Below are 26,941 nucleotides of genomic sequence, written 5' to 3' on the forward strand. Positions count from 1 at the left end.
TCAGGCCAGCGTGGTGACCAGCCGCCCCATGCTGCCGTCCGCCAGCGCGATGCGTTCCCACAGCGCGGTGCCGGGGCGGATGGGCAGCTCCGCATTGGTGCCGGTGGCGATGCGCAGCGAGCCCTGGCGGTCCTCGTACCAGCCGCGCGCATCCAGCGTGGCTTCGGCGGCGAGGATTTCCGGCGTGGCATAGACCAGCATGCAGGTGCCGAGCAGCTCGGCGGCCGGCCGGCGCCAGTCGGCGAAGCGCGCGGGCGACACCGCCAGCAGGCGGTGCGTGCGGTCGCAGACCAGATGGACCTTCTGCGCCGAATGCTCCACCAGCCGTTTCAGCGCGGCGTCCTGCGCGGGGTCGGGCCGCGCTTCCAGCAAACGCTGCACGGCGAGCCGCTGTGCGGCGGACAGGTCGAGGTCGCCGCGCTCCCAGCGCGACACGGTCGATTGGGTGACGCCGAGCAGTTCGGCGAGGTGGCTCTGTTTCATGCCGCGCAGCTGGCGCAGGCGCCGCAGCGCGCGTCCGAAGGGTGCCATGGCGGCCTCCGTCATCCGGTCATCCGGTCAGTGGCAGAACGATAGCGCGAGCAGGCGCTCCAGCGTGCCGGGCCGGCGCGCGCGCTCGATCCACCAGCGCAGCGCGGCGCCCTCCTCGCCGGTGCGCCAGGCCAGGTAGAAGGTCTCGGCCGGCTTGGGCTCTTCCACCTGCTTGACCACCAGCTCGCCGGCCTGGATCGCGGGGCGCGCGTAGGGTTCTGGCAGGAAGCCGAAGCCCAGGCCCGCGCGCTGGAAATCCAGCTTGCTGCGGATATCCGGCACGGTCATCGCCTCCTGTCCGAAGGCCAGGCCCACGGTGCGCGAGACCAGCTTGCGCGCGCTGTCGGCCACGGCGATGGCGCGGTACTGCTGCAGGTCCAGCCGGCCCAGCGGGCGGTCGAGCGCGGCCAGCGGGTGATCCGGCGCCACCGCGAACACGAACGGCAGCGAGCCCATCGGCTCGGCCACGTAGCTGCCGCCGGAGGGGCCTTCGCCGGCGGCGCCGATCAGCAGGTCGGCGCGGCGCTCCAGCAGCGCCTCCCAGGTGCCGGACAGCGCTTCCTGCCCCACCCGCAGCCGCGTGCGGTCGGCCACGGCGCAGAACGCCTCGATGTCCTCGCGCAGCGCGATGGGGGCGAACATCGAGTCGATCTCGATGGCGAACTCGGTTTCCCAGCCCGAGGCCACCCGGCGCACGCGCGCCTCCAGGTCCTGCGCTGCGCGCAGCAGGTGGCGGCCTTCCTTCAGCAGCACGCTGCCGGCCTGGGTCAGGTCGGCGCGCGGGCCGGCGCGCTCGAACAGCTGCACGCCCAGTTCCTCCTCCAGCTTGGCCACCGTGTAGGAGATGGTGGAGGGCACCTTGTGCAGCTCCTTGCCAGCCGCGGCGAAGGAGCCGCGGCGGTCGATGGCGTCCAGGATCTGCAGGGCGTCGAGGCTCAGGCGCAGCATTCGAAATTCTCGATGATAGGCCGGCAATCCACTCGCTTTTCCCCGCCGACGAGGGCGCCCATACTCTCTCCATCAGGACGCGATGGCAAGCAAAACAAGGCTTCTTGGGCTGGGTGGCCCGGGCCCGCAAGCCATCGAATCCATCGCACATCATTACGGAGGCATCCCATGTTGGAAGTCCGCAAGAGCCAGGAACGCGGCCGCGCCGAGCACGGCTGGCTGTCGTCCCGCCACACCTTTTCCTTCGCCGAGTACTACGACCCGCGCCATATGGGCTTCGGCCCGCTGCGCGTGATCAACGAGGACCGCGTCACCGGCGGCCAGGGCTTCGGTACGCACGGCCACCAGAACATGGAGATCATCTCCTACGTGCTCGGCGGCGCGCTGGAGCACAAGGACAGCCTGGGCACGGGCTCGGTGCTGCGCTACGGCGACGTGCAGCGCATGAGCGCGGGTACCGGCGTGCGCCACAGCGAGTTCAATCATGACGCCAGGGAGCCGGTGCACTTCCTGCAGATCTGGATCATGCCGGAGCGCCAGGGCGTTGAGCCCAGCTACGAGGAAAAGCATTTCGATGAGGCTTCCAAGCGCGGCCAGTTGCGTCTGGTCGTTTCGCCGGATGGCCGCGATGGTTCGCTGCGCATGAATCAGGATGCGTATCTGTACGCTTCGATCCTGGCGGACGGCGACAAGCTCGCCCATGCGCTTGCTCCGGGGCGGCTGGGCTATGTCCATGTGGCGCGCGGCAGCGTTACCGTCAACGGCATTGTGCTGAATGCGGGCGATGCGTTGCAGCTCAGGGACGCTGCGTTGATCGAGCTCGAAGGTAATGGCGACGCCGAGTTGCTGCTGTTTGATCTGCCGGTCTGAGTGCTCTCCTTTTCCTGCGGGGGAGATTGTCGCGTTGCGGTTGGTTGGCTCGCCTTTGGCGAGGGTTTCGCCCCGCTGCCGCGGGGCGAGTTACTTCTTCTTTGCGTGCCCAAAGAAGAAGTAACCAAGAAGAAAGGGCACCCTGCTTGGCGCCCTCAGCAGCGTAGCTGCTGAGGGTCCGTGAGGGCTGGCCGGGCTTTTTGACAGGGCATCCATGCCCTGATCAAAAAGGCGGGGACATCGTGTCCCCGCCCCCCTGCGGGGGCCTTTTCGTCCAGCCCTCACCGCCGGCGCCAAGGGGACCCGGTAGATCAAGAGCAACAGCGGAACGCCGCGGCTGTGCCGCGAGCTCTTCGCTTGATTGTCGCCCCGCCCGTCATCACCCTCTCCCCTCCGGGGAGAGGGTCGGGGTGAGGGGGCGGGCGGAGCGTTGATGCAGGAACGGCGATCAAGCCACACGCCAGAAGCCGCACTTCACGCTCTGCGCCCGTGCGCCCCGGCTTCGAACACCACCTGCCCCGGCACATGCAGCACCACGTCCGTCCCGCGAGCCTTGCCGCGCCGGATCGCCAGCGTCGCGCCCAGCCGCCCGGCGCGCTCGCGCATGCCTACCAGGCCCCAGTGGCCCGGCCTGCCGCCGTGCCGGAGGATGTCGAGCGGGATGCCGATGCCGTCGTCGCGCACGCGGATGCGCAAGCCCTGCGGCAGGTACGCCACGCGCACGTCGATGCAGCCGGCATGCGCATGCCGGAAGGCGTTGCGGATCGCCTCGCGGGCAATGTCGATCACTTCGTCGGCGGCCGCGGGGCACAAGGCGCGTTCCGCGCCTTCGGTACTTACCTGGAAGGCGATGCTGCCGCCGTCGCGGTACTCCTCGCCCACCGCGCGCAGCGTGTGCGCCAGCCGCTCGCCTTCCTCGCTATCCCCGCGCAGCGCGACGATGCGGTCGCGCCCCTCCATCAGCACGTCGCGGGCGCGGCGGATCGCCGCGTCCAGCGCCTCGCGCGTGCGCCCGCCTTCGCCAAGCCCGGCGGCCAGCGCCTGCAGGCGCAGCAGCAAGCCTTGCACGCCCTGCAGCAACGTGTCGTGCAGCTCGCGCGCGATGCGTTCGCGCTCGCGCGTGCGCTCTTCCAGGCGCAGATGGATGCGCTCGGCCATCAGGCGCAGCCGCCACAGGTAAAGGCCGGCGGCCAGCAGCGCGCCGGCGGCCAGGCACAGCGCGCGGAACCAGCCGGTCTGGAAGAACTGCGGTTCGATCGAGAAGGCCAGGCTGGCGCCCTGCTCGTTCCACACGCCGTCCTCGTTGGCGGCGATCACGCGGAAGCGGTAGTGCCCGGGGCCCAGGTTGGCATACGAGGCTTCCCGCCGCGTGCCCGCCTCTTGCCAGTCTTCGTCCACGCCGTCGAGGCGGTAGCGGAAGCGCACGCGATCGGGCATGGCCAGGCTGGTGGCGGTGTACTGCACGCGCACCGCGCTGGTCCGTTGCGGCAGCCGCGGTTCGCCGGCGGCGGCGTAACGCCGGTCGCCGGCGATCAGGGTCTGCACGAAGGTGGCCGGCGCCGCCGGGTTGCGCCGCACCTGCGCCGGGTCGATCCATGCGGCGCCCTGGTTGGTGTTGAACCACACCCGTCCGCGCGCATCGATCGCGGCGGTCGATACCGGCGTGGCCTGCAGGGCGATGCCGGGCAGGCCGTCGTGATAGTCGAACAGCTCGTAAGCGGCGGCCTGGCCGCCGAAGCCGCGCGCCAGGTCGCGCGCGCTCACGCGCAGCACGCCGCGGCTGCCGTTGATCCATGCCTCGCCCTGCGCGGTAAGCGCGATGCCGGACACCCCGGCCAGCATCGCCGGGTCCGCCGCGAGCGGCTCGAAACGTCCATCGCGCCAGCGCGCCACGCCGCGGTCGCCGCCGACCAGCAGCTCGTCGCCCCGCCGGGCGAAGGTGGCGATGGCGCCGACGCGGGGCCCCTCGGCGCCGGCATAGGTGCGCTGTTGCTCGCCGTCGACGCACAGCACGCGGCCATCGGGATAGCCGGCCCACAGCCGGCCCGCGGCGTCGGCGAGCAGCGCGGTGGGCGCGGTGCGGCCGCGGCCGATGCTGCCTTCGAGCGCCGTCCAGCGGCCATCGCGCAGATGGAACACGCCATGGTCCATGAAGCTCGCCCACAGGCCGCCGCGGCCGTCGCCGGCCAGCGCTTCCAGGCTCCAGCGCGGTTCGCTTACCGGCACCTCGATGTGCTCCACGCGGCCGTGGTGTTCCAGGCGGCCCAGCCAGGAGCCGCCCATCAGCCACAGCGTGCCGTCCGCGGCCAGCATCGCGTTGATGTCCGGCAGGCCGTCGGCGACCACCTGCGCGCCGTCCGCGTCGAGCCGCTGCAGCACTCCGCCGTTGGCCAGCCAGAGCGTGCCCTGCGCGTCGGCGGCGAGCGCGGTGTTGATGCCGGGGCCGACCTTGCTGCCCGGCGGCACGCGCACATTGTTGGCGTGGTAGCTGGCCAGGCCCAGGTTGGTGCCCACCCACACGGTGCCTTCGCGGTCTTCCAGCAGCGGCACCGCGACATTCGACGGCAGGCCGCCGCCGCGGTCGTGCAAGGCGTCGAACGCCGATGCGCGCAAGGCGCGGCCATCGGCCAGGCGCGCCGGCGCATCGATGCGGTAGACGCCGCCGCGCATCGCCTCGGTGCCCCACAGGTAGCCGCGGCGGTCGAACAGCAGCCGTTTGGAATGCACCAGCGCCGGGTCCTCGCGCAAGCCTTCCGATGGCTGCGCGGCCGGCGCCGCGGGCAGGGCGCTGGTGCCGCGCGGTCCGCTGGAAAGCCAGATCCGTCCGTCCGGCGCCTGGCTCAGCGTGGTATCGCGCGCCACGCGGATGCCGGTCGCTTCGAAGCGATGCCCGCCACGGCGCAGCGACAGCAGCTCATCGCCGGTGGTGACCCACAAGGTGCCGTCGCGATCGGTCATCACCCATTCGGCACGGGCGGCCGGATAGTTCCAGTCCGCGCCGGCGATCTCCCAGCGCGTGCCGTCGAAGCGCGCCAGCCCGCCGCGGCTGGCCGCCCACAGCGCGCCATCGGCGGTGCGCGCGAAGGAGGTCACCATGCTGGTGGGAAAGCCGTCGCGTGCCGAATAGCTGGTCAGGCGGCCGTCGCGCAGGGCGCTGGCGCCGCCGTGGAACAGGCCGATCCACAGCGTGCCGTCGGCTTGCATCGACAGCGCGGTGATGTCGTTGGTGCGCAGGTTCTCGCCCTGGCGCGGCTCGAAGCGCTCGAAGGCGACGCCGTCGAAGCGGTACAGGCCCGAGCCGGTGCCGAGCCAGAGGAAGCCGTCGCGATCCTGCGCGAGCGCCCAGATATCCGCCGGTGCGCCGTGTTCCACGCTCCATACCGTCTGGCGGAACTGCTCCCCGTTCCAGTGGCCGGCATCCTGTCCGCGCAGGGCCGGGCACAGCAGCGCGGCGCACCAGAGCAGCAGCCAGGGCGCGCGGCGCCCGCGTCGTTTCATGCCTGTCGTTCCCCCGGCGGACGCATGCCGCCCTGTACGCCGGCACCATCCGGGGCGCCAGCGAGGTCTGCATGCATGAGTGGGCGGCAGTCTAGCGAGCGCGGCCGTGGCCTGCCTTTCGACCTTGGCCTCATTCACCCGATCGGGCATTGCCAGGGCCATGGCGCGCGCCGATAGTGCGCAGCGGCCACGCCGCGATGATGCGCAGGACGGGCTCGGAGGCCGGGCAGCGTGAACAGCCACAACAGGACGCTCAGGATCTTGATCGCCGACGACCATCCGGTCATGCGCGACGGCCTGCGTGCCGCGATCGAAAGCGCGCCGGACATGCAGGTCGCCGGCGAGGCCGGCGATGGCGTGGAAAGCATCGAGTGTTTCCGCGCGCAGCGGCCGGACGTCGCCGTGCTCGATCTGCAGATGCCGCGCATGGACGGACTGCAGGCGATCGCCGCGATCCGCGGCGAGTTTCCCGATGCGCGCATCGTCATCCTCACCACCTATCCGGGCGATGCGCGCGTGAAGCAGGCGCTGATGCTGGGCGCGATGGCCTATCTGCTGAAATCCTCCACCCGCGACGACATCCTGCAGGCGATCCGCGGCGCCGCGCTCGGCCGGCGCGTGGTGGTGGGCGAGATCGCCCGCGAAGTGGCCTCGCACGTCGACGCCGACATGCTCACCGCCAAGGAGCTGGCCGTGCTGCGCCTGGTCGCCACCGGCCACGGCAACCGGCGGATCGCCGAACTGCTGTGCGTCTCCGAGGACACGGTGAAGGCACGGCTGAAGAACATCACCGCCAAGCTCGGCGCCGCCGATCGCACGCATGCGGTGACGATCGCCCTGCGGCGCGGTTTTCTCGATTCCTGATCGCACGCGTTTCCCAGGCAAAAAACCGCGCATTTTCGCCGTTGTCCCCTCTTTGCGCCATGCCCGATCGGGTAGCCGCGGCATGCCCAAACCGGGCTGTGCCGCGGCGCGGCGGCGCGCGACATTGCGCAGCCGGCGCCGCGGCATCCATGCCGCGCGCCCGGCCCTCCGTCACGCCCAAGGAAACCTCGACATGTCTCAGCCAAAGACCGACATCAGCCATGGCCGCCGCGCCTTGCTCGGCCACGCCGCCCTCGCCTCCACCGCCGTGATGGCCATGCCCGCGCTTGCCGCGGCCGCGGAAGCCTCCAAGGGCGCTGCCGCCACCCGCGCCGGCAAGACGCCGGGCTCGCGCTTCGTCACCAGCGACGGCACCGAGATCTTCTACAAGGACTGGGGCAACGGGCAGCCGGTGCTGTTCTCGCACGGCTGGCCGCTCAGCGCCGATGCCTGGGACGGGCAGATGCTGTTCCTGGGCCAGCACGGCTACCGCGTGATCGCGCACGACCGCCGCAGCCATGGCCGCTCGGCGCAGACCTGGGACGGCAACCACATGGACCGCTACGCCGACGACCTGGCGGAGCTGATCGAGAAGCTCGATCTGCACGACGTCGTGCTGGTCGGCCACTCCACCGGCGGCGGCGAAATCGCCCACTACGTCGGCCGCCACGGCACCAGGCGGATCGCCAGGATGGTGCTGATCGGCGCGGTGCCGCCGATCATGCTCAAGACCGCCAGCCATCCCAATGGCCTGCCGCTGGAAGTGTTCGACGGCATCCGCAAGGGCGTGTTCGACGACCGCTCGCAGTTCTACAAGGACCTGACCCTGCCGTTCTTCGGCTACAACCGCGCCGGTGCGAAGGTCTCCGAGGGTGCGCGCGAAGCGTTCTGGCTGCAGGGCATGATGGGCGGCATCAAGGGCCAGTACGACTGCATCAAGGAGTTCTCGGAAGTCGACTACACCGAGGACCTGAAGAAGATCGACGTGCCTACCCTGGTCATCCACGGCGACGACGACCAGATCGTGCCCATCGACGGCTCCGCGCGGCTCACCGCCAAGCTGGTGAAGCACGCCACGCTCAAGGTCTACCCGGGTGCGCCGCACGGCCTGGCCGTCACCCACCAGGACCAGCTCAACAGCGACCTGCTGGCCTTTATCAAGAGCTGATGCGGCGTGGCCGGCGGACGGCTTGCCGCGCGGCATTCGAATTTATCGATGCTAGAGCGGCAAGCTTTCCGCTTTTTGCGCCGAAAGAGAGCGCAGATACTGTTGATGCACGGAATAAATCGCTGATCGCCGATCATCGATTTATTCGCATCTGAAACGACATTTTTTCATTTCGCCGCAAGGAATCCTTCGATGTCCATCATCGCCACGCCCACCCCCGGCAAGCTGCTGCTGACGCCTGCGGATCACACCTTGATCATGATCGACTTCCAGTCGCAGATGTCCTTCGCCACCCATTCCATCGATGCGGTGAATCTGCGCAACAACGCCGGCCTGGTGGCCAAGGCGGCGGCCAGCTTCAAGGTGCCGACCATCCTCACCACGGTGGCGGAGAAGAGCTTTTCCGGCCCGATGTTCAGCGAAGTGACCGAACCCTTCCCGGGACAGGCCCTGCTCGACCGCACCTCGATGAACACCTGGGAAGACGCCGCGGTGATTGCCCGGGTCAACGAGATCGGCAAGGGCCGCATCGTGCTGGCCGGGCTGTGGACGTCCGTGTGCATCGTCGGCCCCGCGCTGTCCGCGCTCGACCAGGGCTTCGAGGTGTACGTGATCGCCGATGCCTGCGGCGACGTGTCGGCCGAAGCGCACGACCGCGCGATGGACCGCATGGTGCAGGCCGGCGCCCGCCCGATGACTTCGCTGCAATACCTGCTGGAGCTGCAGCGCGACTGGGCGCGCGGCGAGACCTACGAAAGCACCACCGGCATCGCCAGGAGCAACGGCGGCGCGTATGGCCTGGGCGTGACTTACGCCAAGACCATGTTCGGCGCGCACGAGGGCTGAGCCTACTCAGTCTTCAAGTTGGAACCCTTCCCCCTCCGGGGGCACGCGGGGAGCGCACATGGATGTGCGCGGCTCTGAGGAGCGAGGAAGGTGGCGGCAGCCGGATGAGGGTACGACCGGAGCGGTGCACATCACTCTCGTGCTCCGCCCGCACCCTCACCCCAACCCCTCTCCCGGAGGGAGAGGGGCAATAAACCCTCACACCGAGGAAGCACCGATGAAGCCCTACATCCTTTCCCTCGCCGCCGGCCTGCTGGTGGGCGTCGTCTACGCCCTGCTCAAGGTGCGCTCGCCGGCGCCGCCGGTGATCGCCCTGGTCGGCCTGCTCGGCATCCTGGTGGGCGAGCAGATTCCGCCCCTGGTCAAGCAGCTCCTGCATCGCGACAGCGCGCAGACCACCTGGCTGCGCGGCCAGGTGAGTCCGCACGTGTTCGGCCAGCTGCCGCAGGGCCCGCATACCAGGCGCGATACCACCGCCGCGGAGCGCAAAGCATGAACGCGCCGGCCAGCACGCCCGACCTGATCCTGCACCACGGCCTGATCACCACGCTGGACCGCGCGCGTCCCACCGCCAGCGCGGTGGCGATCGCCGACGGCCGCTTCGTCGCGGTCGGCGGCGACGCCGAGGTGATGGCGCTGGCCGGCCCGGCCACCCGCGTGATCGACCTGCATGGCCGCCGCGTGCTGCCCGGGCTGATCGACAACCATCTGCACATCATCCGCGGCGGCCTGAACTACAACCTGGAACTGCGCTGGGACGGCGTGCGTTCGCTGGCCGATGCGATGGCGATGCTGAAAGCGCAAGTCGCCATCACGCCGCCGCCGCAGTGGGTGCGTGTGGTCGGCGGCTTCACCGAACACCAGTTCGCCGAGAAGCGCCTGCCCACCATCGACGAACTCAACGCGGTGGCGCCCGACACACCGGTGTTCCTGCTGCATCTGTACGACCGCGCCCTGCTCAACGCCGCCGCGCTGCGCGCCGTGGGCTACACCCGCGACACGCCGGAGCCGCCGGGCGGCCAGATCGTGCGCGACCGCGACGGCAACCCCACCGGCCTGCTGCTGGCCAAGCCCAATGCCGCGATTCTCTATGCCACGCTCGGCAAGAGTCCCAGGCTGCCGTTCGACTACCAGCTCAATTCCACCCGCCATTTCATGCGCGAGCTGAACCGCCTGGGCGTCACCGGCGCCATCGATGCCGGCGGCGGTGCGCAGAACTATCCCGACGACTACGCGGTGATCCAGCAGCTGGCGGACGACGGCCAGCTCACCATCCGCCTGGCCTACAACCTGTTCACGCAGAAGCCCAAGGCGGAGAAAGAAGACTTTCTGAACTGGACGAAGACCTCCAAGTACAAGCAAGGCGACGATTACTTCCGCCACAACGGCGCCGGCGAAATGCTGGTGTTCTCCGCCGCGGATTTCGAGGACTTCCGCCAGCCGCGCCCGGACCTGCCGCCGGAAATGGAAGGCGACCTGGAAGGGGTGGTGCGCATCCTGGCCGAGAACCGCTGGCCATGGCGCATGCACGCCACCTACGACGAGACCATCAGCCGCGCGCTGGACGTGTTCGAGCGGGTGAACCAGGACATTCCGCTGCAAGGCCTGAACTGGTTCTTCGATCACGCCGAAACCATTTCCGACCAGTCGATCGACCGCATCGCGGCGCTGGGCGGCGGTATCGCCGTGCAGCACCGCATGGCTTACCAGGGCGAATACTTCGTCGAGCGCTACGGCCCCGGCGCGGCCGAGGCCACGCCGCCGGTGGCGCGCATGCTGGAGAAGGGCGCGCGGGTTTCCGCCGGCACCGATGCCACCCGCGTGGCCTCGTACAACCCGTGGGTGTCGCTGGCCTGGCTGATCACCGGCCGCACCGTCGGCGGCCTGCGCCTGTATCCGCAGCGCAACTGCCTGGACCGCGAGACGGCGCTGCGCATGTGGACCGAATACGTCACCTGGTTCTCCAACGAGGAAGGCAAGAAGGGGCATATCGCCGCCGGGCAGCTGGCCGACCTGATCGTGCCGGACCGCGATTTCTTCGCCTGCGCGGAAAGCGAGATCGCCGGCATCACCTCGGAGCTGACCATGGTGGGCGGCAAGATCGTGTACGGCGCGGGCCGCTTCGCCGATCTGGACGAAGCGCCGATTCCGGCGGCGATGCCGGATTGGTCGCCGGTGAACCGCTACGGTGGCTACGGTGCATGGGCGGCGAAGCAGCCGGCGCCCGCAGCGGCGCCCGCGGCCTGCGCCTGCTCGCATGCCTGCGGCATCCACGGCCACGACCACGCCACCGCCTGGTCCAGCCGCCTGCCGATCGCCGACCTGAAATCCTTCTGGGGCGCGCTGGGTTGCGCGTGCTGGGCGCTATGAACGCGGCGCCCTCGACCGCCTGGAAAGCGGCGCACTGGATCGCGCTGTTGCTGCTGTGCGCCGCCTATCTGCAAGGCGGCATCGACAAGGCGCTGGATTTCCCCGGCGCCATCGCCGAGATGGCGCACTTCGGCCTGGCGCCGCCGGCCGTATTCGCGGTGCTGGTGATCGCACTGGAGCTGGGCGCCTCGCTGGCCATCCTCAGCGGGGTGCTGCGCTGGGCCGGCGCACTGGCGCTGGCGGTGTTCACCCTGGGCGCCACTTTTCTCGCCGTACGTTTCTGGGAACTGCCGCTCGCGCAGCGCCTGCCGGCGGCCAATACGTTATTCGAACACCTAGGTCTCGCCGGCGGCTTCCTGCTGGTGGCCTGGCACGACTGGCGCGGACGCCGCGCCGCACGTTGATCGCATCATCAAGACCCGTCGCATCATCAAGATCCAAGGAGTTTTTCCCATGCGCAAGGCTTCTGTCCTATCTATCTTCGCCCTGTCATTGAGCCTTCTGGTCGCGTCGGCGGGGGCGCGCGAATCCGCGTTGCCGCACGTGGCGGTAGCCCCGCAGTACGACACCACTCATGTCTATGTCGATCCGGCCGACGTCGACCGCTTCGTGCAGAGCTTCACCGCCACCTTCGGCGGGCAGAGCACCAAGCAGGTAGTGGTGCAGGTGACGCCCACGCCCAGCCAGACCAGCTCGCAGCTGCTGCAGACGCCGGCCGGCACGGTGTCGCTGTTCGGCTTCCGCACGCCGATCCCGTATCCGTTCGGCGCCGAGCGCACGGGTTATCTGGTGAAGGACATGGACGTGGCGATCCGCGCCGCGCGCGCCGCCGGCGCCGACGTGCTGGTGGCGCCGTTTCCCGATCCGATCGGCCGCGACGCCGTGATCCAGTGGCCCGGCGGCGTGAACATGCAGCTGTACTGGCACACCACCGCGCCGAACTACAAAGCGTTCGGCACCGTGCCGGAGAATCGCGTGTACGTGTCGCCGGATCGCGCCGATGCTTTCGTCCACGCCTTCCTGGCGTTCTCGCACGGCAAGGTGGTGTCCGACGACAAGCAGGCGCCGGGCGTGGAGATCGGCCGCGCCAGCGATCGTTTCCGCCGCATCCGCGTCGAATCGGACTTCGGCAAGATGTCCGTGCAGGTCACCGATGGTCTGCTGCCCTGGCCTTATGGCCGCGAGATGAGCGGCTACGAAGTGGCCGATCTTGCCGCGACGCTGGCCAAGGCCACGGCGAGCGGCGCCAAGGTGCTGGTCGAGCCGTACGAAGCCGATGGGCGCCGCATCGCGATGGTGTCGTTCCCCGGCGGCTATATCGCCGAGATCCACGCTGCGGCCAAGGGCGGTTGAGCATGCCGCGGCGGCTGCTGGCGATTGCGCTGCTCGCAGGCGCCGGCGCGGCCGCCGCGCAGGAGGCCGCGCGGCCGGCCTTCGCCTCCAACCGCTGGCAGGAAGACTGGTCGCCGCTGGCCGATCCGGCGCTGCGTACCGAGCCGGGCGATGCGCTGAAGTACATCGCGCTGGATGGCGGCGGCCCGGCCAGCTATCTCTCGCTGGGCGCCAACCTGCGCGAGCGTTTCGAGCGCAATGACGCGGCCGGTTTCGGTGCCGGCGGCGCGCGGGCCGACGGCTATGTGATCCAGCGTGCGCAGGTCCATGCCGACCTGCGCCTCGGCAGCCACTGGCAGGCCTTCGTGCAACTGGAAGACGCGCACGCCTACGGCAAGCGCAACCCCACGCCCACCGACCGCAACCCGCTCGATCTGCGCCTGGCCTTTATCGCCTACGTGCATGCCTTCGGCACGGGCACGTTCAAGGCGCGCGCCGGCCGGCAGGAGTTCGCCTTCGACCTGCAGCGCTTCGTCTCGCTGCGCGACGGACCGAACGTGCGGCAGGCCTTCGATGCGGTGTGGGCGGATTGGGAAACGGGGCGCTGGCGCTTGATCGGCCTGCTCAGCCAGCCGGTGCAGTACAAGGACGACCGCCATTTCGACGATACGTCCAACCGGCACGTGCGCTTTCACCTGCTGCGCGTGGAGCGGCTGATCGACGGCAAGCACGAGCTGTCCGCCTATGCGGCGCTGTACCGGCGCGACAACGCGCGCTTTATCGATGCGGCCGGGCGCGAATCGCGCCAGGTGTTCGACACGCGCTACGCCGGCAATGCCAACGGCCTGGACTGGGATCTGGAAGCGATGGCGCAGCGCGGTTCGGTGGGCGGCAAAGATATCCGCGCCTGGGCCGTCGGCACGCGCGGCGGCTATACCTTCACCGCGCTGCCGTGGATGCCGCGCTTCGGCCTGCAGCTGGATGCCGCCTCCGGCGACCGGCATCGCGGCGACGGCACGCTGGGCACCTTCCATCCGCTGTTTCCCAATGGCTATTACGTCACCTTGGCCGGGTATACCGGCTATGCCAATTTCATCCACCTGAAGCCGTCGCTCACCGTAAAGCCCATGACCGGCCTGGCGCTCACCGCCGCTATCGGCCTGCAATGGCGCCAGACCACCGGCGATGCGGTGTACGCGCAGCCGAACGTGGCGGTGCCGAATACTGCCGGCCGTGGCGGCCGGCGCACGGGCACGTACGGCCAGCTGCGCGCCGATTACGCCGTCAACCGGCACGTGGCGACGGCGCTGGAGCTGGTGCGCTTCGAGGTCAGCGATGCGCTTCGCCGCGCGGGCGGCCGGGACAGCGATTATCTTGGCGCCGAGCTCAAGTTCACCTGGTAGGCCAATATCCGGGAATCCCATGAAACTTACCGTCCCCACCTTGCTGAGCTTCGCCGCCGGCTATACCGACACTGCCGGCTTCCTGGCCATGCATGGCCTGTTCACCGCGCACGTCACCGGCAACTTCGTCACCATCGGTGCGGCGCTGGTGATGGGCGCGACGGGCATCGTCACCAAGCTGCTGGCGCTGCCGACGTTCTGCGTGGCGGTGATTCTCGCGCGGCTGCTGCGCTATCGGCTGGTGGCTGCGGGCCGGCCGGTGTTCCGCACCTTGCTGGCGATCCAGCTGGTGCTGCTGGTGCTGGGTGGCGGCGTGGCGATCTGGCACGGGCGTTTCGAGCAGGGCGATGCGCCGGCGGCGATGTTCGCCGGCCTGGTGCTGGTGGCCGGCATGGCGGTGCAGAACGCGGTGCAGCGCGTGCACCTGGGCAAGGCGCCGCCCACCACCATGATGACCGGCACCACCACGCAGCTGATGCTGGACGTGGCCGACCTGCTGCACGGCGTGCCGCAGGAGCAGCGCGCCGCCGCGCGCACGCGCATGGCGAGCATGGGCGGTGCGGTGCTTACCTTTGCGGCGGGCTGCGCGGCGGCAGCGCTGCTGTATCGCTATGCCGGCATGTGGTGTTTCGCGCTGCCGCCCGTACTGGTGTTCGCGGCGTTGTGCCATCGGGATACGGCCGGCGACGCGTAGGTTGGGGTGAGCCGCAGGCGAACCCCAACAATGCGGTGCGTTTGGAAGTTGCGATGTTGGGGTTCGCCTGCGGCTCACCCCAACCTACATTGGTGGTTCTTCGATCGGCACCAGAACGCCGCGCTTCAAGGTGCCCAGCGCCACGCGCGTCTGGAAGCGCCGCACGTTGGCGTTGTCCGCCACCAGCTTCTGCATCAGCGCGTCGTAGTCCTCCACGTCGCGCGCGCTGACCACCAGCACGTAGTCGCCTTCGCCGGTGACGTACCAGGCTTCCTGCACCGCCGGTTCGGCCGCGATCCATTGCTTCAGGCTGGCCAGCAGTTCGGGGCGTTCGCGCTCCACTTCCACGTCCACGATCAGGGTGAGCGGACGCCCCGCGCGTTTCGGATCGACGATGGCCACCTCGGCCAGGATCACGCCTTCCTCGCGCAGCCGCGCGATGCGCCGCTGCACGGCGGAGGCGGACAGGCCGATCTCCGCGCCGATCAGTTCGGCGGAGCGCCGCGCATCGAGCTGCAGGATGGACAGGATGCGGCGGTCGAATTTATCCAGGGCGGTGGGCATGGCCGCGTGGTCTCTCGGAAGATCGGGGAGAAAACCCGCCGGTTCTGGGGCGGACGCGGCCCCGCCGCGCGGCGCCACCCTAGCATGGTCGGCCTTCGCCACCGTAGCGAGCGCACCGCATGAACACCCCGCTGGATCTGGACGGCATCGTCGCCGCCCCGTCATCGATCGATCCCGTATTCCTGCGCACGCCAGTACGCCGCAGCCCCGCACTCGACGCCGCGCTGGGCTGCCGCCTGATCGCCAAGGACGAAACCGGCAATCCGATCGGCTCGTTCAAGGGGCGCGGCACCGAATGGTTCGCCGCTACCGCCCTGCATCCCGGCGAAGCCATCGTGTCCGCCTCGGCCGGCAACTTCGGGCAAGGGCTGGCGCGCGCGGCGACGCGGCGAGGCCACGCCTGCACGGTGTTCGCCGCGGCAACCGCCAACCCCGCGAAGCTCGATGCGATGCGTGCACTGGGAGCGGATGTGCGACTAGCCGGTGCGGACTTCGATGCCGCGAAAGCAGCGGCGCGCCACTACGCGCAAGAGCAAGGCTTGCGCTTTGTCGAAGACGGCGCGGAGCCGGCGATCGCACAGGGCGCCGGCACCATCGCCACGGAGTTGCTCGCCGACGCCGCGCCGGAGGTGGTGCTGGTGCCGCTGGGCAATGGCGCGCTGCTCGAAGGCATCGGCTCGGTGCTGCGCGCGCGCTCGCCGTCCGCCGAGATCGTGGCGGTAGTCGCCGCCGGTGCGCCATCGATGAAACTGTCGCTGGAAGCGGAGCGCGCGATCGAAACCGCACGCGCCGACACCATCGCCGACGGCATCGCGGTACGCGTGCCGATCGCCTCGCGCCTGCCGCAGCTGCGGCGCTGCTGCGACCGCATCGTGGCCGTGGACGAAGCGCAGCTGATGAGTGCGATGCGCCTGCTCCATCGCCACCTGCATCTGGTCGTCGAACCGGCCGGCGCCGCCGGCGTGGCGGCCATCCTCGCCGAACCGGCGCGCTACGCCGGCCGCCTTGCCGCCACCGTGCTGTGCGGCAGGAACATCCATCCCTCGCTGCGCGAAAAGCTGCTCGCGGACTGACCCATGAAACTCCTCTATCAGACTCACTCGCCTTATGCCCGCAAGGTGCTCGTCGCCGCGCACGAAACCGGGTTAGCAGGCCAGCTCGACGTGATCCATCACGAAACCAGCCCCACGCGGCGCAACGAAGCGGTGTATGCGGTCAATCCGCTGGGCAAGGTGCCCGTGCTGCTGCTTGACGATGGTGAGGTTCTGTTCGACTCCGGCGTGATCTGCGAATACCTCGATGGTCTGCACGGTGGGCCGAAGCTGATTCCCATGCAGACTGCCGCGCGCTATGGCGTGCTGCGCATGCAGGCTTTGGCGCAAGGTATCGCCGATGCGGGTATTGCGGCACGCTGGGATATCGAGCGCAGGCCGGAGGCGCTGCGCTGGCCGGTGCTGGTCGATGCGTATCGCGGGAAGATCGCGGCGACTTGCGATTACCTGGAACGTGAGATCGATGAGGGCGCCGTCGACCTCGGCACGATCGCGCTCGCCACCGCGCTGAGCTGGATCGAATTCCGCGAGGTCTACGATTTCCGCGCCGGCCGCCCGCGCCTCGCCGCGTGGTACGAGCGGTTCTCGTCGCGCCCTTCCATGCAAGCCACCGCCTTGAGCGGTGCGACACACGACTGAGCGGAGACTTCCATGGACCCGGCATCATCCAAGCCTTCGCTGTGGACCGCGCTGCTGTTCCTGCATGGCTACGTCGCCGATCCGCAACTGGCGCAGCGCCTGGTCACGGAGGAGGCCGCCGAACATCCGGACGCCGCACCCGCAGGCAGCGGCGAGGCCATGCGCCGCCTGCTCGATCGCGGTCGCAAGCTTTCGCTGCGCCTGTGCCAGGGCATCGGCAGCGGGCTCGTGCACATGCAGTAACGGCGCTGCCGACACGCGATTCGCCGCCGCTTCTGTGCGACACTCGGCGCCCATTCCATCGGCGGCGTAAGGGGGCGGCGCGATGCAATTCTTTGCTCTGGAACATTTCGCGGGACATGTGGGCGAGACCTTCACGGTCGCCCTGGATCACGACGGCAACGCACCGTTTGCCTTGGTGGAGGCCCGGCCGCTGCCGGTGCAGCAGTACCAGGGCATGGTGCGCTCGCCGTTCTCGCTGCTGTTCCGCCACGAGGCGGCGATCGTGTTCCCGCAGAAGATCTACCAGATGAAGCACGCCAGCATCGGCGAGTTCGGCATCTTCCTGGTGCCGGTCGCGCGCGACCAGACCGGTTTCATCTACCAGGCGCTGTTCAACTGAGCGCCACCGCGGCGGCCATCCAGCGCATGCGCAGGTGGCTGCCGATGTCTTCCTCCACGGCGAAACCCATGCGTTCGTAGAGCCGGCGCGCGCCGGTATTGCGGTGTTCGACGTGCAGCATCACGCTGGCCAGGCCGTCGCGATGCGCGGTCTGCTGCACCAGCTTCAGCAATGACGAACCGAAGCCGCGGCCACGCGTGGCCGAGAGCAGGGCGATGTCGATGACATTGGCCTCCCGCCCGTCGTGGTGCAGGTACAGGCGGCCAATCGGCGTGCCGGTGTCTTCGATCACCAGGTAATCCGACGGCTGGTAGTGCGCGGTGTAGTGCTGGTGCTGCAGGGTGAACTGGCTGTCGAGAAAGGCCTGGCGCACCGCGTCGGGCCAGGGGGTGAGCGCGAGTTCGTCGGCGCGCACGTCGGCGTAGAGCTTGCGGAAGAAGGGCAGGTCCGTGTTTTGCGCTTCGCGCCAGCTAAGGCCGGGCGGGAGGTCTTTCCCCGTTGCGGGCAGCCAGGCTGCCCGCAACGGGGGAAAGGTCAGTGCATGGGCCGTGCTCACGGACGCTGCGGGAAGACACCCGACAGGCAGATGCAGAAATTCAGCGTGAGGTAGGGCTGCTGGTTTTCGTGTGCCGTGCTGCCGCCCGCGACACCGATCGTCGCTGGCGGGAAGGTGGTGTTGAAAGATGGGTCTGCGGTGAATGTCTTCATGCCCGGCTTCTGCAGCGGGATGATGGCCGCGCCGGTTACGGGTGTACCGGTGCGCTTGGTGGCGTCGGTCTGGTTATAGATGCGAGCGTTGTGGTTGTGCGCCGGCATCTCATTGGTCAGCAGCGTGACGCTATCCGAGCCGAACGTTTCGCCCATGACGCGCGGCGTCAGTCCGGGACCGGCACCCTGGCCGCACGCGGCGTTGCCAACGTAGTTCGGCAATTGGTAGTTGGAGGTGCCATTGCCGCCGAATGTAACGCCCAGCAGCGAGAACAATGCCGTGTTCTGCTGGATCGGCATCAATTGCCCTTGGCACATGGCCCAGTTGTAGGGGGCGAAATTAAAAGCGTAGATCTGGATCTCGCCAATGAAGGGATCGCTCATGATGTTGGTCCTTGTAATCTATCGATGAGCATCAACCCTGGGAGGGGAAGACGCCGGCCCAGGCGATGCAGAAGCGCGCGACCAGCGACGGCATGGTGTTCTCGTGCGGCTGGCTGTTGCCCATGGAGCCGACGGCGGAAGTTGCCATGGGAACACTGGGGATGCTTGCAGTGCTGGTCGTATAAAGCACATCACCGCTGACCGCGCCGAGCTGCAACGTAGCGGCTGGCGCGGCGGCACCGCCGGCCGAACTCACGGCATAGTAAGCATGGGTATGTGCCGGCATCTGGTTGGGCAGCAGCGTGACCGACTCGGTACCGGCCAGCTGGCCCAGCACGTACGTACCCATGCCAAGTCCGGTGCCTTGATGAATCGGCACGCGCCCGCAGAGGTTGGGCAGGCCGAACGTGGTCACGCCGTCACCGCCATAAGTGGTGCCGAGCAAGGTGTACAGCACTTCGTACTCAGAGATGGGAAGCAGGCTGCCATCGCAATCGAACCAGCCGTTCGGCGCGAAGTTGTAGGGAAACAGGCGGACTTCGCCAACATATGGTTGAGACATGGCGGGGGCTCCGGTCAGCTGCGCGAGGGATAGATGCCATTGAGCGCGATGCAGAAATTCAGCACCAGGTATGGCTGCAGATTGGAGTGCGGGAGCGTCTGGCCCGCGTTGTCGAGCACATTGAGCGCGATCTGCGTACCGGTGTTGGCGCCGTAAATCTGCTCGGAACCGGTATTGCCAAAGAGCCCCTTGCTGGGATCGACTGCGGTGGCGGCAGCCGTATTGGCATTGAAGCCATGGTTATGCGACGGCAGATTGGCGGTCAGCAGCGTGACGTTCTCGACGCCGCCGATCTGGCCGATGTCCGCACCACTGTTGGAGCCTACCGGCGTGCGGCTGCGCAGATCGGGCAGCTGGAAATTCGTGGTGCCGTTGCCGCCGTAGTACGTACCTAGCAGCGAGAACAATGCCTGGTTCTGCGCGATCGGCAGCAGCTGTCCATTGCAGAAAGCGAATCCCTTGGGCGCGAAATTGAACGCCACGGGCATGACCTGCCCGAGAAAGGGTTGTGACATGAGTTTTCCCCCTTGGTTGTGCCGGCGAAAAGAGCCCCTGGCCGGATCGCTTAACTTTCGCGCGCGGCCGGCATCTTGACAAGCACTTCGTGCGCAAGGTCACAATATTGCGTTGCTTGCCCAAGGAGGGTAGGCACTTAGGGGAAGGTGCAGGACCGCCAGGCAAGGCTGACAGCTGTCCGGCGGAGGGGGTCCGGTACCGCGGCTGCTCGTTCACGAGCCACGGCAGCTTTCACATTGGCGCCGCCAGGTGCCCGCCCGTTGGGAAGACGGGCAAGCAGGGGACAAGTCATGTGGCATACGGAGTCGAAGCATCGCGATGCGATGCGCCATGGGCTCGGCCGTCATTTATTCGGCCGCTGGACTGCATTTTTATTGCTGTGCGTCATGCTGGCCTTGCCCGGCATGTCCTACGCAAGCTGCCCGGACTTCACGCCGCCCAATGCGAGCGTCGGGTCACCGGTACCCTCAGGCGGCACCATCGTCATCGACGTGCCCGTAAGCTGCAGCGGCTCTTCCTTCAATGTGATCGGTGATGTCACGGTTCCGGCCAGTCACGGTTCGGCGCAGACCACCGACTACAGCCTTCGCAAGATCACTTATGTCAATAACGGCGATGGAGCCACGACGGACTCCTTCAAGTTCGACGACGGTCTCGGCGGCACGGATCCCGCCATTACCGTGACGTTGAACATTGCGCCGCACACTTCGCCTATCAACATTACGCCGACGACGCTGCCCTCGGGCACCGTGGCTGTCACCTACAGCTCCACCACCTTGAGCGCCTCCGGCGGCACTGCGCCGTATACCTATGCGGTTACCAGCGGCACGCTGCCGCCCGGGCTAAGCCTTAGTACGGCCGGTGTGATTTCAGGCACGCCGACGACGGACAACACTTACTCGTTTACCGTCACTGCGACCGATAGCGCCAGCGTGACCGGCATTCAAAGTTATACGGTCACGATCGCGGCGCCGAACGTGCACATCACGAATACGCCAAGCAATCCGATCATCAACACACCCTACAGCTTCACGCTTACGGCGACCGGTGGCACGGCGCCTTACACTTACACGCTCGACGGCTCCACTACGCTGCCGACCGGCCTGGTGCTTGCGAGCAACGGAACAATCAGCGGTACGCCTACGACGGCGGGTGCGAAGAGCTTCACCGTAAGAGTGACCGACACGGGCGGATTCTTCTCCGCCACTATTTTTAATGTCACTGTCCAGACCCTGCCGCCCCCCGTCGCCAACCCGGTCAGCGCCACCGTCGCCTACAACAGCACCAACAACCCGATCACCCTCAATATCACCGGCGGCGCGCCGGCTTCCGTCGCCGTCGGCACGCAAGCCGCACACGGCACGGCCACCGCGAGCGGTACGTCGATCACGTATACGCCAACGCCCGGCTACGCCGGTCCCGACAGCTTCACGTACACGGCAACCAATGCGAGCGGCACCTCCGCACCCGCCACCGCGACGATCACCGTCTCGCCCCCCACCATCACCTACACGCCGTCCAGCCCCGCGGCCGGCACGGTCGGCACCGCGTACAGCCAGTCGCTCGCCGGCGCCAGCGGCGGCGCCACGCCGTACAGCTACACCATCGCTTCCGGCGCGCTCCCGGCCGGCATCACGCTGGCCAGCAACGGCACGCTGTCCGGCACGCCCACCGCGAACGGCACGTTCAACTTCACGGTGAAAGCCACCGACAGCAGCACCGGCACCGGCCCGTTCAGCGCCACCAGCGGCACGCTGACGCTGACCATCGCCGCGCCCACCATCAGCTACGCGCCGACCAGTCCGCTGCCGGCCACGGTGGGCACCGCCTACAGCCGCTCGCTCGCCAGCGCCACCGGCGGCACGGCGCCGTTTACCTACACCATCGCCTCCGGCAGCTTGCCGGCGGGCATCACGCTGGCCAGCAACGGCACGCTGTCGGGTACGCCGACCGCGGGCGGTACGTTCAACTTCACCGTGACCGCCACCGACAGCAGCACCGGCACCGGTCCGTTCAGCGCCACCAGCGGTGCGCTGACGCTTACCGTGAACGCGCCGAGCATCACCCTTGCGCCGGCTTCGCTGCCCAACGCGACGGTGGCGGGCTCGTACTCGCAGAACGTCACGGCCTCCGGCGGCACCAGCGCGTACACCTATGCGGTGACCGCGGGTTCGCTGCCGCCGGGCCTGAGCCTGAGCAGCAGCGGTGCGATCACCGGCACGCCTACCGGTGCCGGCGCCTACAACCTGACCATCACGGCGACCGACAGCAGCACCGGCACCGGTCCGTACACCGGCAGCAGCGCCTACACCCTGACGGTGAACGCGCCGACGCTGACGCTGACGCCCAGCACCGGCACCACCATCAACGGCACGGCCGGCGTGGCGGTGAGCGGCAGCTTCACCGCCGCCAACGGCACCTCGCCCTACACCTATGCAATCACTTCGGGCGCACTGCCGCCGGGCGTGACGCTGTCGTCCACCGGCACGCTGTCCGGCACGCCGACCGCGGCCGGCAACTTCAACTTCACGGTGCAGGCGACCGACAGCTCCACCGGCACCAGCGCACCGTTCCACGTGTCGGGCAGCTACACGCTGGCCATCGTCGCGCCGACCATCACGCTGTCGCCGGGCAGCCTGCCGGCACCGTCGGTGGGCGTGGCCTACAGCCAGGCGATCACCGCCTCCGAAGGCCATCCGGCCACGTTCACCTACAGCGTGGGCTCCGGCGTGCTGCCGGCAGGCCTCAGCCTGGACGGCAGCTCGGGCGTGCTCAGCGGCACGGTGACCGCGGCGGGCGCCTACAGCTTCACCATCACCGCCACCGACAGCGGCGGCTTCACCGGCAGCCAGGCCTATAGCGGCACGGTGGGCGCGGGCACGGTGGTGTTCACCTCCGCCGCGCCGGCCAGCGGCACGGCGGAAGTGGCCTACAGCCACACCTTCACCGCCAGCGGCGGCACGCCGACGTACACCTACGCGCTCAGCGTGGGCACCTTGCCGGCGGGCCTGTCGCTCTCGTCGAGCGGCGTGCTGTCCGGCACGCCGACGGTCGCCGGCACCTTCAACTTCACCGTGCGGGCGACCGACAGCAGCACCGGCACCGGCGCGCCGTTCACGGCGACCCAGCCGGTGGCGCTGGTGCTGGCCGCGCCGACGGTCGTCCTGGCGCCGTCCACGCTGCCGGCGGGCACCGGCGGTGTCGCCTACAACCAGACGATCACCGCGAGCGGTGGCAACGGCACCTATACCTACAGCCTCTCGGCCGGCGCGCTGCCGCCGGGCATCGGCTTGACCAGCGGCGGCGTGCTGTCCGGCACGCCGACCACGGCCGGCACCTACAACTTCACCGTCACCGCCACCGATGGCCACGGCTTCACCGGCAGCCAGGCCTACACCTTCACGGTGAACGCGCCGGCCATCACGCTCACCCCGGCCACGCTGCCGGCGGGTTCGGGCGGCGTCGCCTACAGCCAGACGATCACGGCCAGCGGCGGCAACGGCGGCTACACCTTCAGCCTCACGGCGGGTGCGCTGCCGGCCGGCATTGCGCTGAGCAGCGCCGGCATCGTGTCGGGTACGCCGACCACGCCGGGCTCCTACAACTTCACCGTCAAGGCCACCGACGGCTTCGGTTTCAGCGGCAGCCAGGCCTATACCGTCACGGTGAATGCGCCGACGATCGCCATCACGCCGACCACGCTGGCGGCGTTCACCGGCAGCGTCGCGTACAACCAGCCGCTGACCGCGAGCGGCGGCAACGGCGGCTACACCTTCAGCCTGCTCTCCGGCGCGCTGCCGCCAGGCATCGCGCTGAGCAGCGCCGGCGTCATCAGCGGCACGCCGACCACCGCCGGTCCCTACAGCTTCACTGTCAAGGCGACCGACGGCTTCGGCTTCAGCGGCAGCCAGGCCTATACGGTGACGGTGAACGCGCCGGCCATCACCTTCACCCGCACCACCTTGCCGGGCGGCCAGGTGGGCGTGGCCTACAGCCAGACGGTGAGCGCCAGCGGCGGCAGCGGCAGCTTCACCTACAGCCTCACGGCGGGTGCGCTGCCGCCCGGCATCGCGCTGAGCAGCGCGGGCGCGATCAGCGGCACGCCGACCGCGGCGGGCAACTACAGCTTCACCGTGACGGCCACCGACACCAACGGCTTCACCGGCAGCCAGGCCTATACGGTGGGCATCAACCAGCCCGTGCCGGTGGCGGTGAACGACACCGCCAGCACGCCGGCGAACGCGCCCGTCACCATCAACGTCACCGCCAACGACACCGGCCCGATCACCAGCATCGCGGTGGCACAGGCTCCGGCGCACGGCGCGGCGACGGTGAGCGGCCTCAATGCGGTGTACACGCCGGCGACGAACTTCTTCGGCACCGACACCTTCACCTACACGGCCAGCGGCCCCGGCGGCACCTCGGCGCCCGCCACGGTGACCGTAACCGTGACGCCGCTGGCCGTGCCGGTCGCGGCGGCGCAGAGCGGCACCGTGCTGGCCGGCCAGTCGGTCACCATCCACGCCACCGCCGGCGCCACCGGCTCGCCGTTCACCGGCGTGGCCATCACCACGCCGCCCGCCAAGGGCACGGCGGCGGTGAGCGGCACCGACATCGTGTACACGGCGCCGCAGGACGCCTCGGGCGCGGTGGGCATGGACTACACGCTGTCCAACCCGTTCGGCACCTCCACGCCGGCGCACATCACCGTCACCGTGAATCCGATCCCGCTGCCGGCGGCGCTGACCGCCAACGTGGTGGCCGGCCGCACGGTGCAGGTGGACCTGACCACGGCGGCGCACGGCGGTCCGTTCACCGGCGCCACGCTGATCTCGGTGTCGCCGGCCGCGGCGGGCAACGCGCACATCCACAACAGCGGCACCTCGGGCTATACGCTGGAATTCACCGCGGCCAACAGCTACAGCGGCCAGGCGCAGGTCAGCTACACGCTGAGCAATGCCTACGCCACTTCCGCCACGGCGACGGTGAACATCACCGTGACCGGCCGCAGCGATCCGTCGAAGGACGCCGAAGTGCTGGGCATCCTGCAGGCGCAGGCCGATTCCGCACGCCGCCTGGCGGTGGGCCAGATCGACAACTTCCAGCGCCGCCTGGAAACCCTGCACACCGGCGCCGGCGGCGGCGGCTTCAGCAACGGCATCAGCTTCAGCTCGGCCAGCGCACGGCAGAACCGCGACCCGATGGCGGGCCTGCACGGCCGCGACGACGACTGGGGTCGTGAAGATTGGGGCCGCCGCTTCCTGGTGCAGCCGGACGAGCCGACGCCGGGCCAGGGCCAGCGCTCCGGCGCGGCGGGCCAGCCGGGTACGTGGTCGGTGTGGACCGGCGGTGCGGTGAACTTCGGCAAGACCTTGCCGGGCAGCAGCAGCGACGGCATCGACTTCACCACCTCGGGCGTGAGCCTGGGTGCGGACCGCGCCTTCGGCGACAACTTCGCGGCGGGCGTGGGCGTCGGCTACGGCCACGACTCCTCCGACGTGGGCAAGCACGACAGCCGCAGCACGGTCGACGCCTACAGCGCGGCGGTGTACGGCAGCTACCGCCCGGTGCCGCTGGTGTATGTCGACGCGCTGATCGGCTACCAGAAGATGTCGTTCGACTCGCGCCGCTACGTCACCGACAACGGCAACACGGTGACCGGCAGCCGCGACGGCAAGCAGTACTTCGCCTCGCTCTCGGTGGGCTACGAGCACCGCACCGAGGACGGCATGCTGATCTCGCCGTACGGCCGCTTCGACTTCGCCCGCGCCACGCTCGACAGCTACACCGAGCACGGCGACAGCGTCTACGCGCTGCAGTACGAGCGCCAGACCGTGAAGACCAGCACCGGCGTGCTGGGCCTGCGCGCGCAGTGGGTGGTCAAGCGCGACTACGGCGTGTGGATGCCGCAGCTGCGGGCGGAGTTCCGCCACGACTTCCAGGGCGCAAGCATCGCGGCGATGCGCTACGCGGATCTGCTGGGCGGCCCGCTGTACCAGGCGGCGCTGGGCAACACCAACCGCAACCACACCCTGGTGGGCGCGGGGGTGATGCTGCAGACGCTGAAGGGCTGGTCGATGCGGCTGGAGTACCAGAACCTGCTGGACAACAGCACGCGCGACAACCAGTCGATCCAGCTGGGGGTCGAGAAGAAGTTCGATCCGTAACATGAAGGGCCGCGGGTGCGGTGCGCCCGCGGCCATGCTCGTCATTCCGGCGCAGGCCGGAATCCAGTAGCGATATCGCCCGATTTTCGCTAAGAGCCCGACTGGCGCTTTTTGCGACAATCCCACGTTGTCGTCACTGGATTCCGGCCTGCGCCGGAATGACGGCGCTTTGGGGGCGAATGCGAGTCCACCCTCCTCATGCCGCACCGCGGCGAATCGATAGCATCGCTATCGTCTGAACAAGCCCGCGCTGTACCGATCGCGCGGGATCGCTGCCGCACACTACGGGCATGCCGATTTCGCCGCCCATCCTCCATGCGTAGCAAGCTGTTCGTCCCCGGAGGGCGGCCGGAGCTGTTCGCCAAGGCGCTGGCCGGCGAGGCCGATGCGCTGTCGTTCGACCTCGAGGATTCGGTCACGCCCGACCTCAAGGGCGCCGCGCGCACCGCCGTCGCGGCCTTCCTTGCCACCGAGGCGGCAAGGCAATCGCCCAAGCTGATGATCGTGCGCACCAATGCGCCATCCACGCCGTACTTCAGCGACGACGTGGAAGCGGTGGTCGGCGACGGCGTCACCCTGATCAACCTGCCCAAGATCGAATCCGCCGAGGAAGTGCGCGCGGCGGTGGACATGATCGCGCGGGTGGAAGCGGCGCGCAGCTGGCAGCGCCGCACGCGGCTATTGGTGAACATCGAGACGCCGCGTGCGCTGGCCCGGGCCGCGTCGATTGCCGGCGCGCATCCGCGCGTGGCGGGGCTGCAGCTGGGCCTGGCGGATATGTTCGAGCCGTACGGCATCGAGCGGCACGATCTGGCCAATGTGCAGTCCGTGCTTTTCGCCATGCGCATGGCCGCCGCGCAGGCGGATGTGTTCGCACTCGATGGCGCCTTCGCGGACGTCGCCAACAGCGACGGCTACCGTGCCGAAGCCGCGCTGGCACGCCGGCTCGGCTATCTCGGCAAGAGCTGCATCCATCCGCGCCAGGTGGCGCTGGCCAACGAAGCGTTCGCCGTCTCCGAAGCGGAGATCGAAAGCGCGCGCCGCATCGTCGAAGCCGCGCGCGAACCGGGCAACCAGGGTCGCGGCGCCTTCATGGTCGATGGCAAGATGGTCGACCTGCCGTTCCTGAAACGGGCGCAGGCCTTGCTCGCCGCGGCGCACAAGCCGTGACGGCGGCGCGCCCGGCGCAGGAACCCGTTCCGC

General features: G+C 68.8%; 24 protein-coding genes. 16 read left to right on the forward strand and 8 right to left on the reverse strand.

What is annotated here, in order from left to right:
* Positions 1–531, reverse strand: coding sequence for a helix-turn-helix transcriptional regulator (locus FHW84_RS04670; RefSeq protein ID WP_167252975.1), 531 nt, complete (start codon positions 529–531; stop codon positions 1–3).
* 27 nt (positions 532–558) lie between these two features.
* Positions 559–1,476 carry a LysR substrate-binding domain-containing protein gene (locus tag FHW84_RS04675; protein ID WP_208399659.1) on the reverse strand — a complete coding sequence of 306 codons (918 nt, stop codon included), beginning with the start codon at positions 1,474–1,476 and terminating at the stop codon, positions 559–561.
* Positions 1,477–1,647: 171 nt separating this feature from the next.
* Here FHW84_RS04675 and FHW84_RS04680 point away from each other — a divergent pair, with 171 nt between their 5' ends.
* Positions 1,648–2,349, forward strand: coding sequence for a pirin family protein (locus FHW84_RS04680; protein WP_167252977.1), 702 nt, complete (start codon positions 1,648–1,650; stop codon positions 2,347–2,349).
* A 474-nt stretch (positions 2,350–2,823) separates the two neighbouring features.
* Here FHW84_RS04680 and FHW84_RS04685 read toward each other — a convergent pair whose 3' ends face one another.
* On the reverse strand, positions 2,824–5,847 hold the full coding sequence (locus FHW84_RS04685; protein WP_167252978.1) for a sensor histidine kinase: 3,024 nt from the start codon (positions 5,845–5,847) through the stop codon (positions 2,824–2,826).
* Positions 5,848–6,105: 258 nt separating this feature from the next.
* On the opposite strand from FHW84_RS04685, the gene FHW84_RS04690 reads away from it, so the two are divergent.
* The 9 genes from FHW84_RS04690 to FHW84_RS04730 all read left to right on the forward strand — a co-directional run bounded on the left by FHW84_RS04690 (position 6,106) and on the right by FHW84_RS04730 (position 14,524).
* Entirely contained in the window at positions 6,106–6,711 is a 606-nt protein-coding gene (locus FHW84_RS04690; protein WP_343203570.1) for a response regulator transcription factor, read from the forward strand.
* 193 nt (positions 6,712–6,904) lie between these two features.
* On the forward strand, positions 6,905–7,879 hold the full coding sequence (locus FHW84_RS04695) for an alpha/beta hydrolase (protein WP_167252980.1): 975 nt from the start codon (positions 6,905–6,907) through the stop codon (positions 7,877–7,879).
* Between the two features lie 192 nt (positions 7,880–8,071).
* Positions 8,072–8,725 carry a hydrolase gene (locus FHW84_RS04700; protein WP_167252981.1) on the forward strand — a complete coding sequence of 218 codons (654 nt, stop codon included), beginning with the start codon at positions 8,072–8,074 and terminating at the stop codon, positions 8,723–8,725.
* A gap of 217 nt (positions 8,726–8,942) precedes the next feature.
* Positions 8,943–9,221, forward strand: coding sequence for a XapX domain-containing protein (locus tag FHW84_RS04705; RefSeq protein ID WP_167252982.1), 279 nt, complete (start codon positions 8,943–8,945; stop codon positions 9,219–9,221).
* The gene (locus FHW84_RS04710) at positions 9,218–11,095 is read left to right on the forward strand and encodes an amidohydrolase (RefSeq protein ID WP_167252983.1); all 1,878 of its coding nucleotides are present in this window, start codon (positions 9,218–9,220) and stop codon (positions 11,093–11,095) included. The genes FHW84_RS04705 and FHW84_RS04710 overlap by 4 nt, the downstream gene beginning before the upstream one ends.
* Positions 11,092–11,499, forward strand: a complete 408-nt coding sequence (locus FHW84_RS04715; RefSeq protein ID WP_167252984.1) for a DoxX family protein — start codon at positions 11,092–11,094, stop codon at positions 11,497–11,499. Before FHW84_RS04710 ends, FHW84_RS04715 begins: the two co-directional genes overlap by 4 nt.
* Positions 11,500–11,548: 49 nt before the next feature.
* Positions 11,549–12,448, forward strand: a complete 900-nt coding sequence (locus tag FHW84_RS04720; RefSeq protein WP_167252985.1) for a glyoxalase — start codon at positions 11,549–11,551, stop codon at positions 12,446–12,448.
* 2 nt (positions 12,449–12,450) lie between these two features.
* On the forward strand, positions 12,451–13,830 hold the full coding sequence (locus FHW84_RS04725; protein ID WP_167252986.1) for an alginate export family protein: 1,380 nt from the start codon (positions 12,451–12,453) through the stop codon (positions 13,828–13,830).
* Positions 13,831–13,849: 19 nt separating this feature from the next.
* Positions 13,850–14,524, forward strand: coding sequence for a DUF1275 family protein (locus tag FHW84_RS04730; protein ID WP_167252987.1), 675 nt, complete (start codon positions 13,850–13,852; stop codon positions 14,522–14,524).
* An 84-nt stretch (positions 14,525–14,608) separates the two neighbouring features.
* Here FHW84_RS04730 and FHW84_RS04735 read toward each other — a convergent pair whose 3' ends face one another.
* The gene (locus tag FHW84_RS04735) at positions 14,609–15,088 is read right to left on the reverse strand and encodes an Lrp/AsnC family transcriptional regulator (RefSeq protein ID WP_167252988.1); all 480 of its coding nucleotides are present in this window, start codon (positions 15,086–15,088) and stop codon (positions 14,609–14,611) included.
* A 119-nt stretch (positions 15,089–15,207) separates the two neighbouring features.
* Here FHW84_RS04735 and FHW84_RS04740 point away from each other — a divergent pair, with 119 nt between their 5' ends.
* The 4 genes from FHW84_RS04740 to FHW84_RS04755 all read left to right on the forward strand — a co-directional run bounded on the left by FHW84_RS04740 (position 15,208) and on the right by FHW84_RS04755 (position 17,401).
* Positions 15,208–16,161: a pyridoxal-phosphate dependent enzyme gene (locus FHW84_RS04740; RefSeq protein ID WP_167252989.1), complete on the forward strand. Its 954-nt coding sequence runs from the start codon at positions 15,208–15,210 to the stop codon at positions 16,159–16,161.
* A gap of 3 nt (positions 16,162–16,164) precedes the next feature.
* Positions 16,165–16,779: a glutathione S-transferase family protein gene (locus FHW84_RS04745; RefSeq protein ID WP_167252990.1), complete on the forward strand. Its 615-nt coding sequence runs from the start codon at positions 16,165–16,167 to the stop codon at positions 16,777–16,779.
* A gap of 12 nt (positions 16,780–16,791) precedes the next feature.
* Positions 16,792–17,022 (forward strand): hypothetical protein, encoded by a 231-nt coding sequence (locus tag FHW84_RS04750; RefSeq protein WP_167252991.1) that lies wholly within the window; start codon positions 16,792–16,794, stop codon positions 17,020–17,022.
* Positions 17,023–17,104: 82 nt separating this feature from the next.
* On the forward strand, positions 17,105–17,401 hold the full coding sequence (locus FHW84_RS04755) for a hypothetical protein (RefSeq protein WP_167252992.1): 297 nt from the start codon (positions 17,105–17,107) through the stop codon (positions 17,399–17,401).
* Here FHW84_RS04755 and FHW84_RS04760 read toward each other — a convergent pair.
* From FHW84_RS04760 to FHW84_RS04775, 4 genes are read right to left on the reverse strand one after another with little or no spacing between them, the layout of a single operon-like run.
* Entirely contained in the window at positions 17,394–17,957 is a 564-nt protein-coding gene (locus FHW84_RS04760; RefSeq protein WP_167252993.1) for a GNAT family N-acetyltransferase, read from the reverse strand. The two genes, FHW84_RS04755 and FHW84_RS04760, sit on opposite strands and share 8 nt — an antisense overlap.
* Positions 17,954–18,493 (reverse strand): tail fiber protein, encoded by a 540-nt coding sequence (locus FHW84_RS04765; protein ID WP_167252994.1) that lies wholly within the window; start codon positions 18,491–18,493, stop codon positions 17,954–17,956. Before FHW84_RS04765 ends, FHW84_RS04760 begins: the two co-directional genes overlap by 4 nt.
* A 31-nt stretch (positions 18,494–18,524) precedes the next feature.
* A complete protein-coding gene (locus tag FHW84_RS04770; protein WP_167252995.1) occupies positions 18,525–19,055 on the reverse strand; it encodes a tail fiber protein in 531 nt (176 codons plus the stop codon).
* Between the two features lie 14 nt (positions 19,056–19,069).
* Positions 19,070–19,570 carry a tail fiber protein gene (locus FHW84_RS04775; protein WP_167252996.1) on the reverse strand — a complete coding sequence of 167 codons (501 nt, stop codon included), beginning with the start codon at positions 19,568–19,570 and terminating at the stop codon, positions 19,070–19,072.
* Positions 19,571–19,975: 405 nt separating this feature from the next.
* On the opposite strand from FHW84_RS04775, the gene FHW84_RS04780 reads away from it, so the two are divergent.
* Together FHW84_RS04780 and FHW84_RS04785 are read left to right on the forward strand one after the other, a co-directional pair.
* Positions 19,976–25,738 (forward strand): putative Ig domain-containing protein, encoded by a 5,763-nt coding sequence (locus FHW84_RS04780; RefSeq protein WP_243867887.1) that lies wholly within the window; start codon positions 19,976–19,978, stop codon positions 25,736–25,738.
* Positions 25,739–26,053: 315 nt separating this feature from the next.
* Positions 26,054–26,908, forward strand: coding sequence for a CoA ester lyase (locus FHW84_RS04785; protein ID WP_167252998.1), 855 nt, complete (start codon positions 26,054–26,056; stop codon positions 26,906–26,908).
* Positions 26,909–26,941 lie beyond the last annotated feature (33 nt).

This window comes from Dyella sp. SG562 (genome assembly GCF_011759495.1).
GTDB lineage: Bacteria > Pseudomonadota > Gammaproteobacteria > Xanthomonadales > Rhodanobacteraceae > Dyella_D > Dyella_D marensis.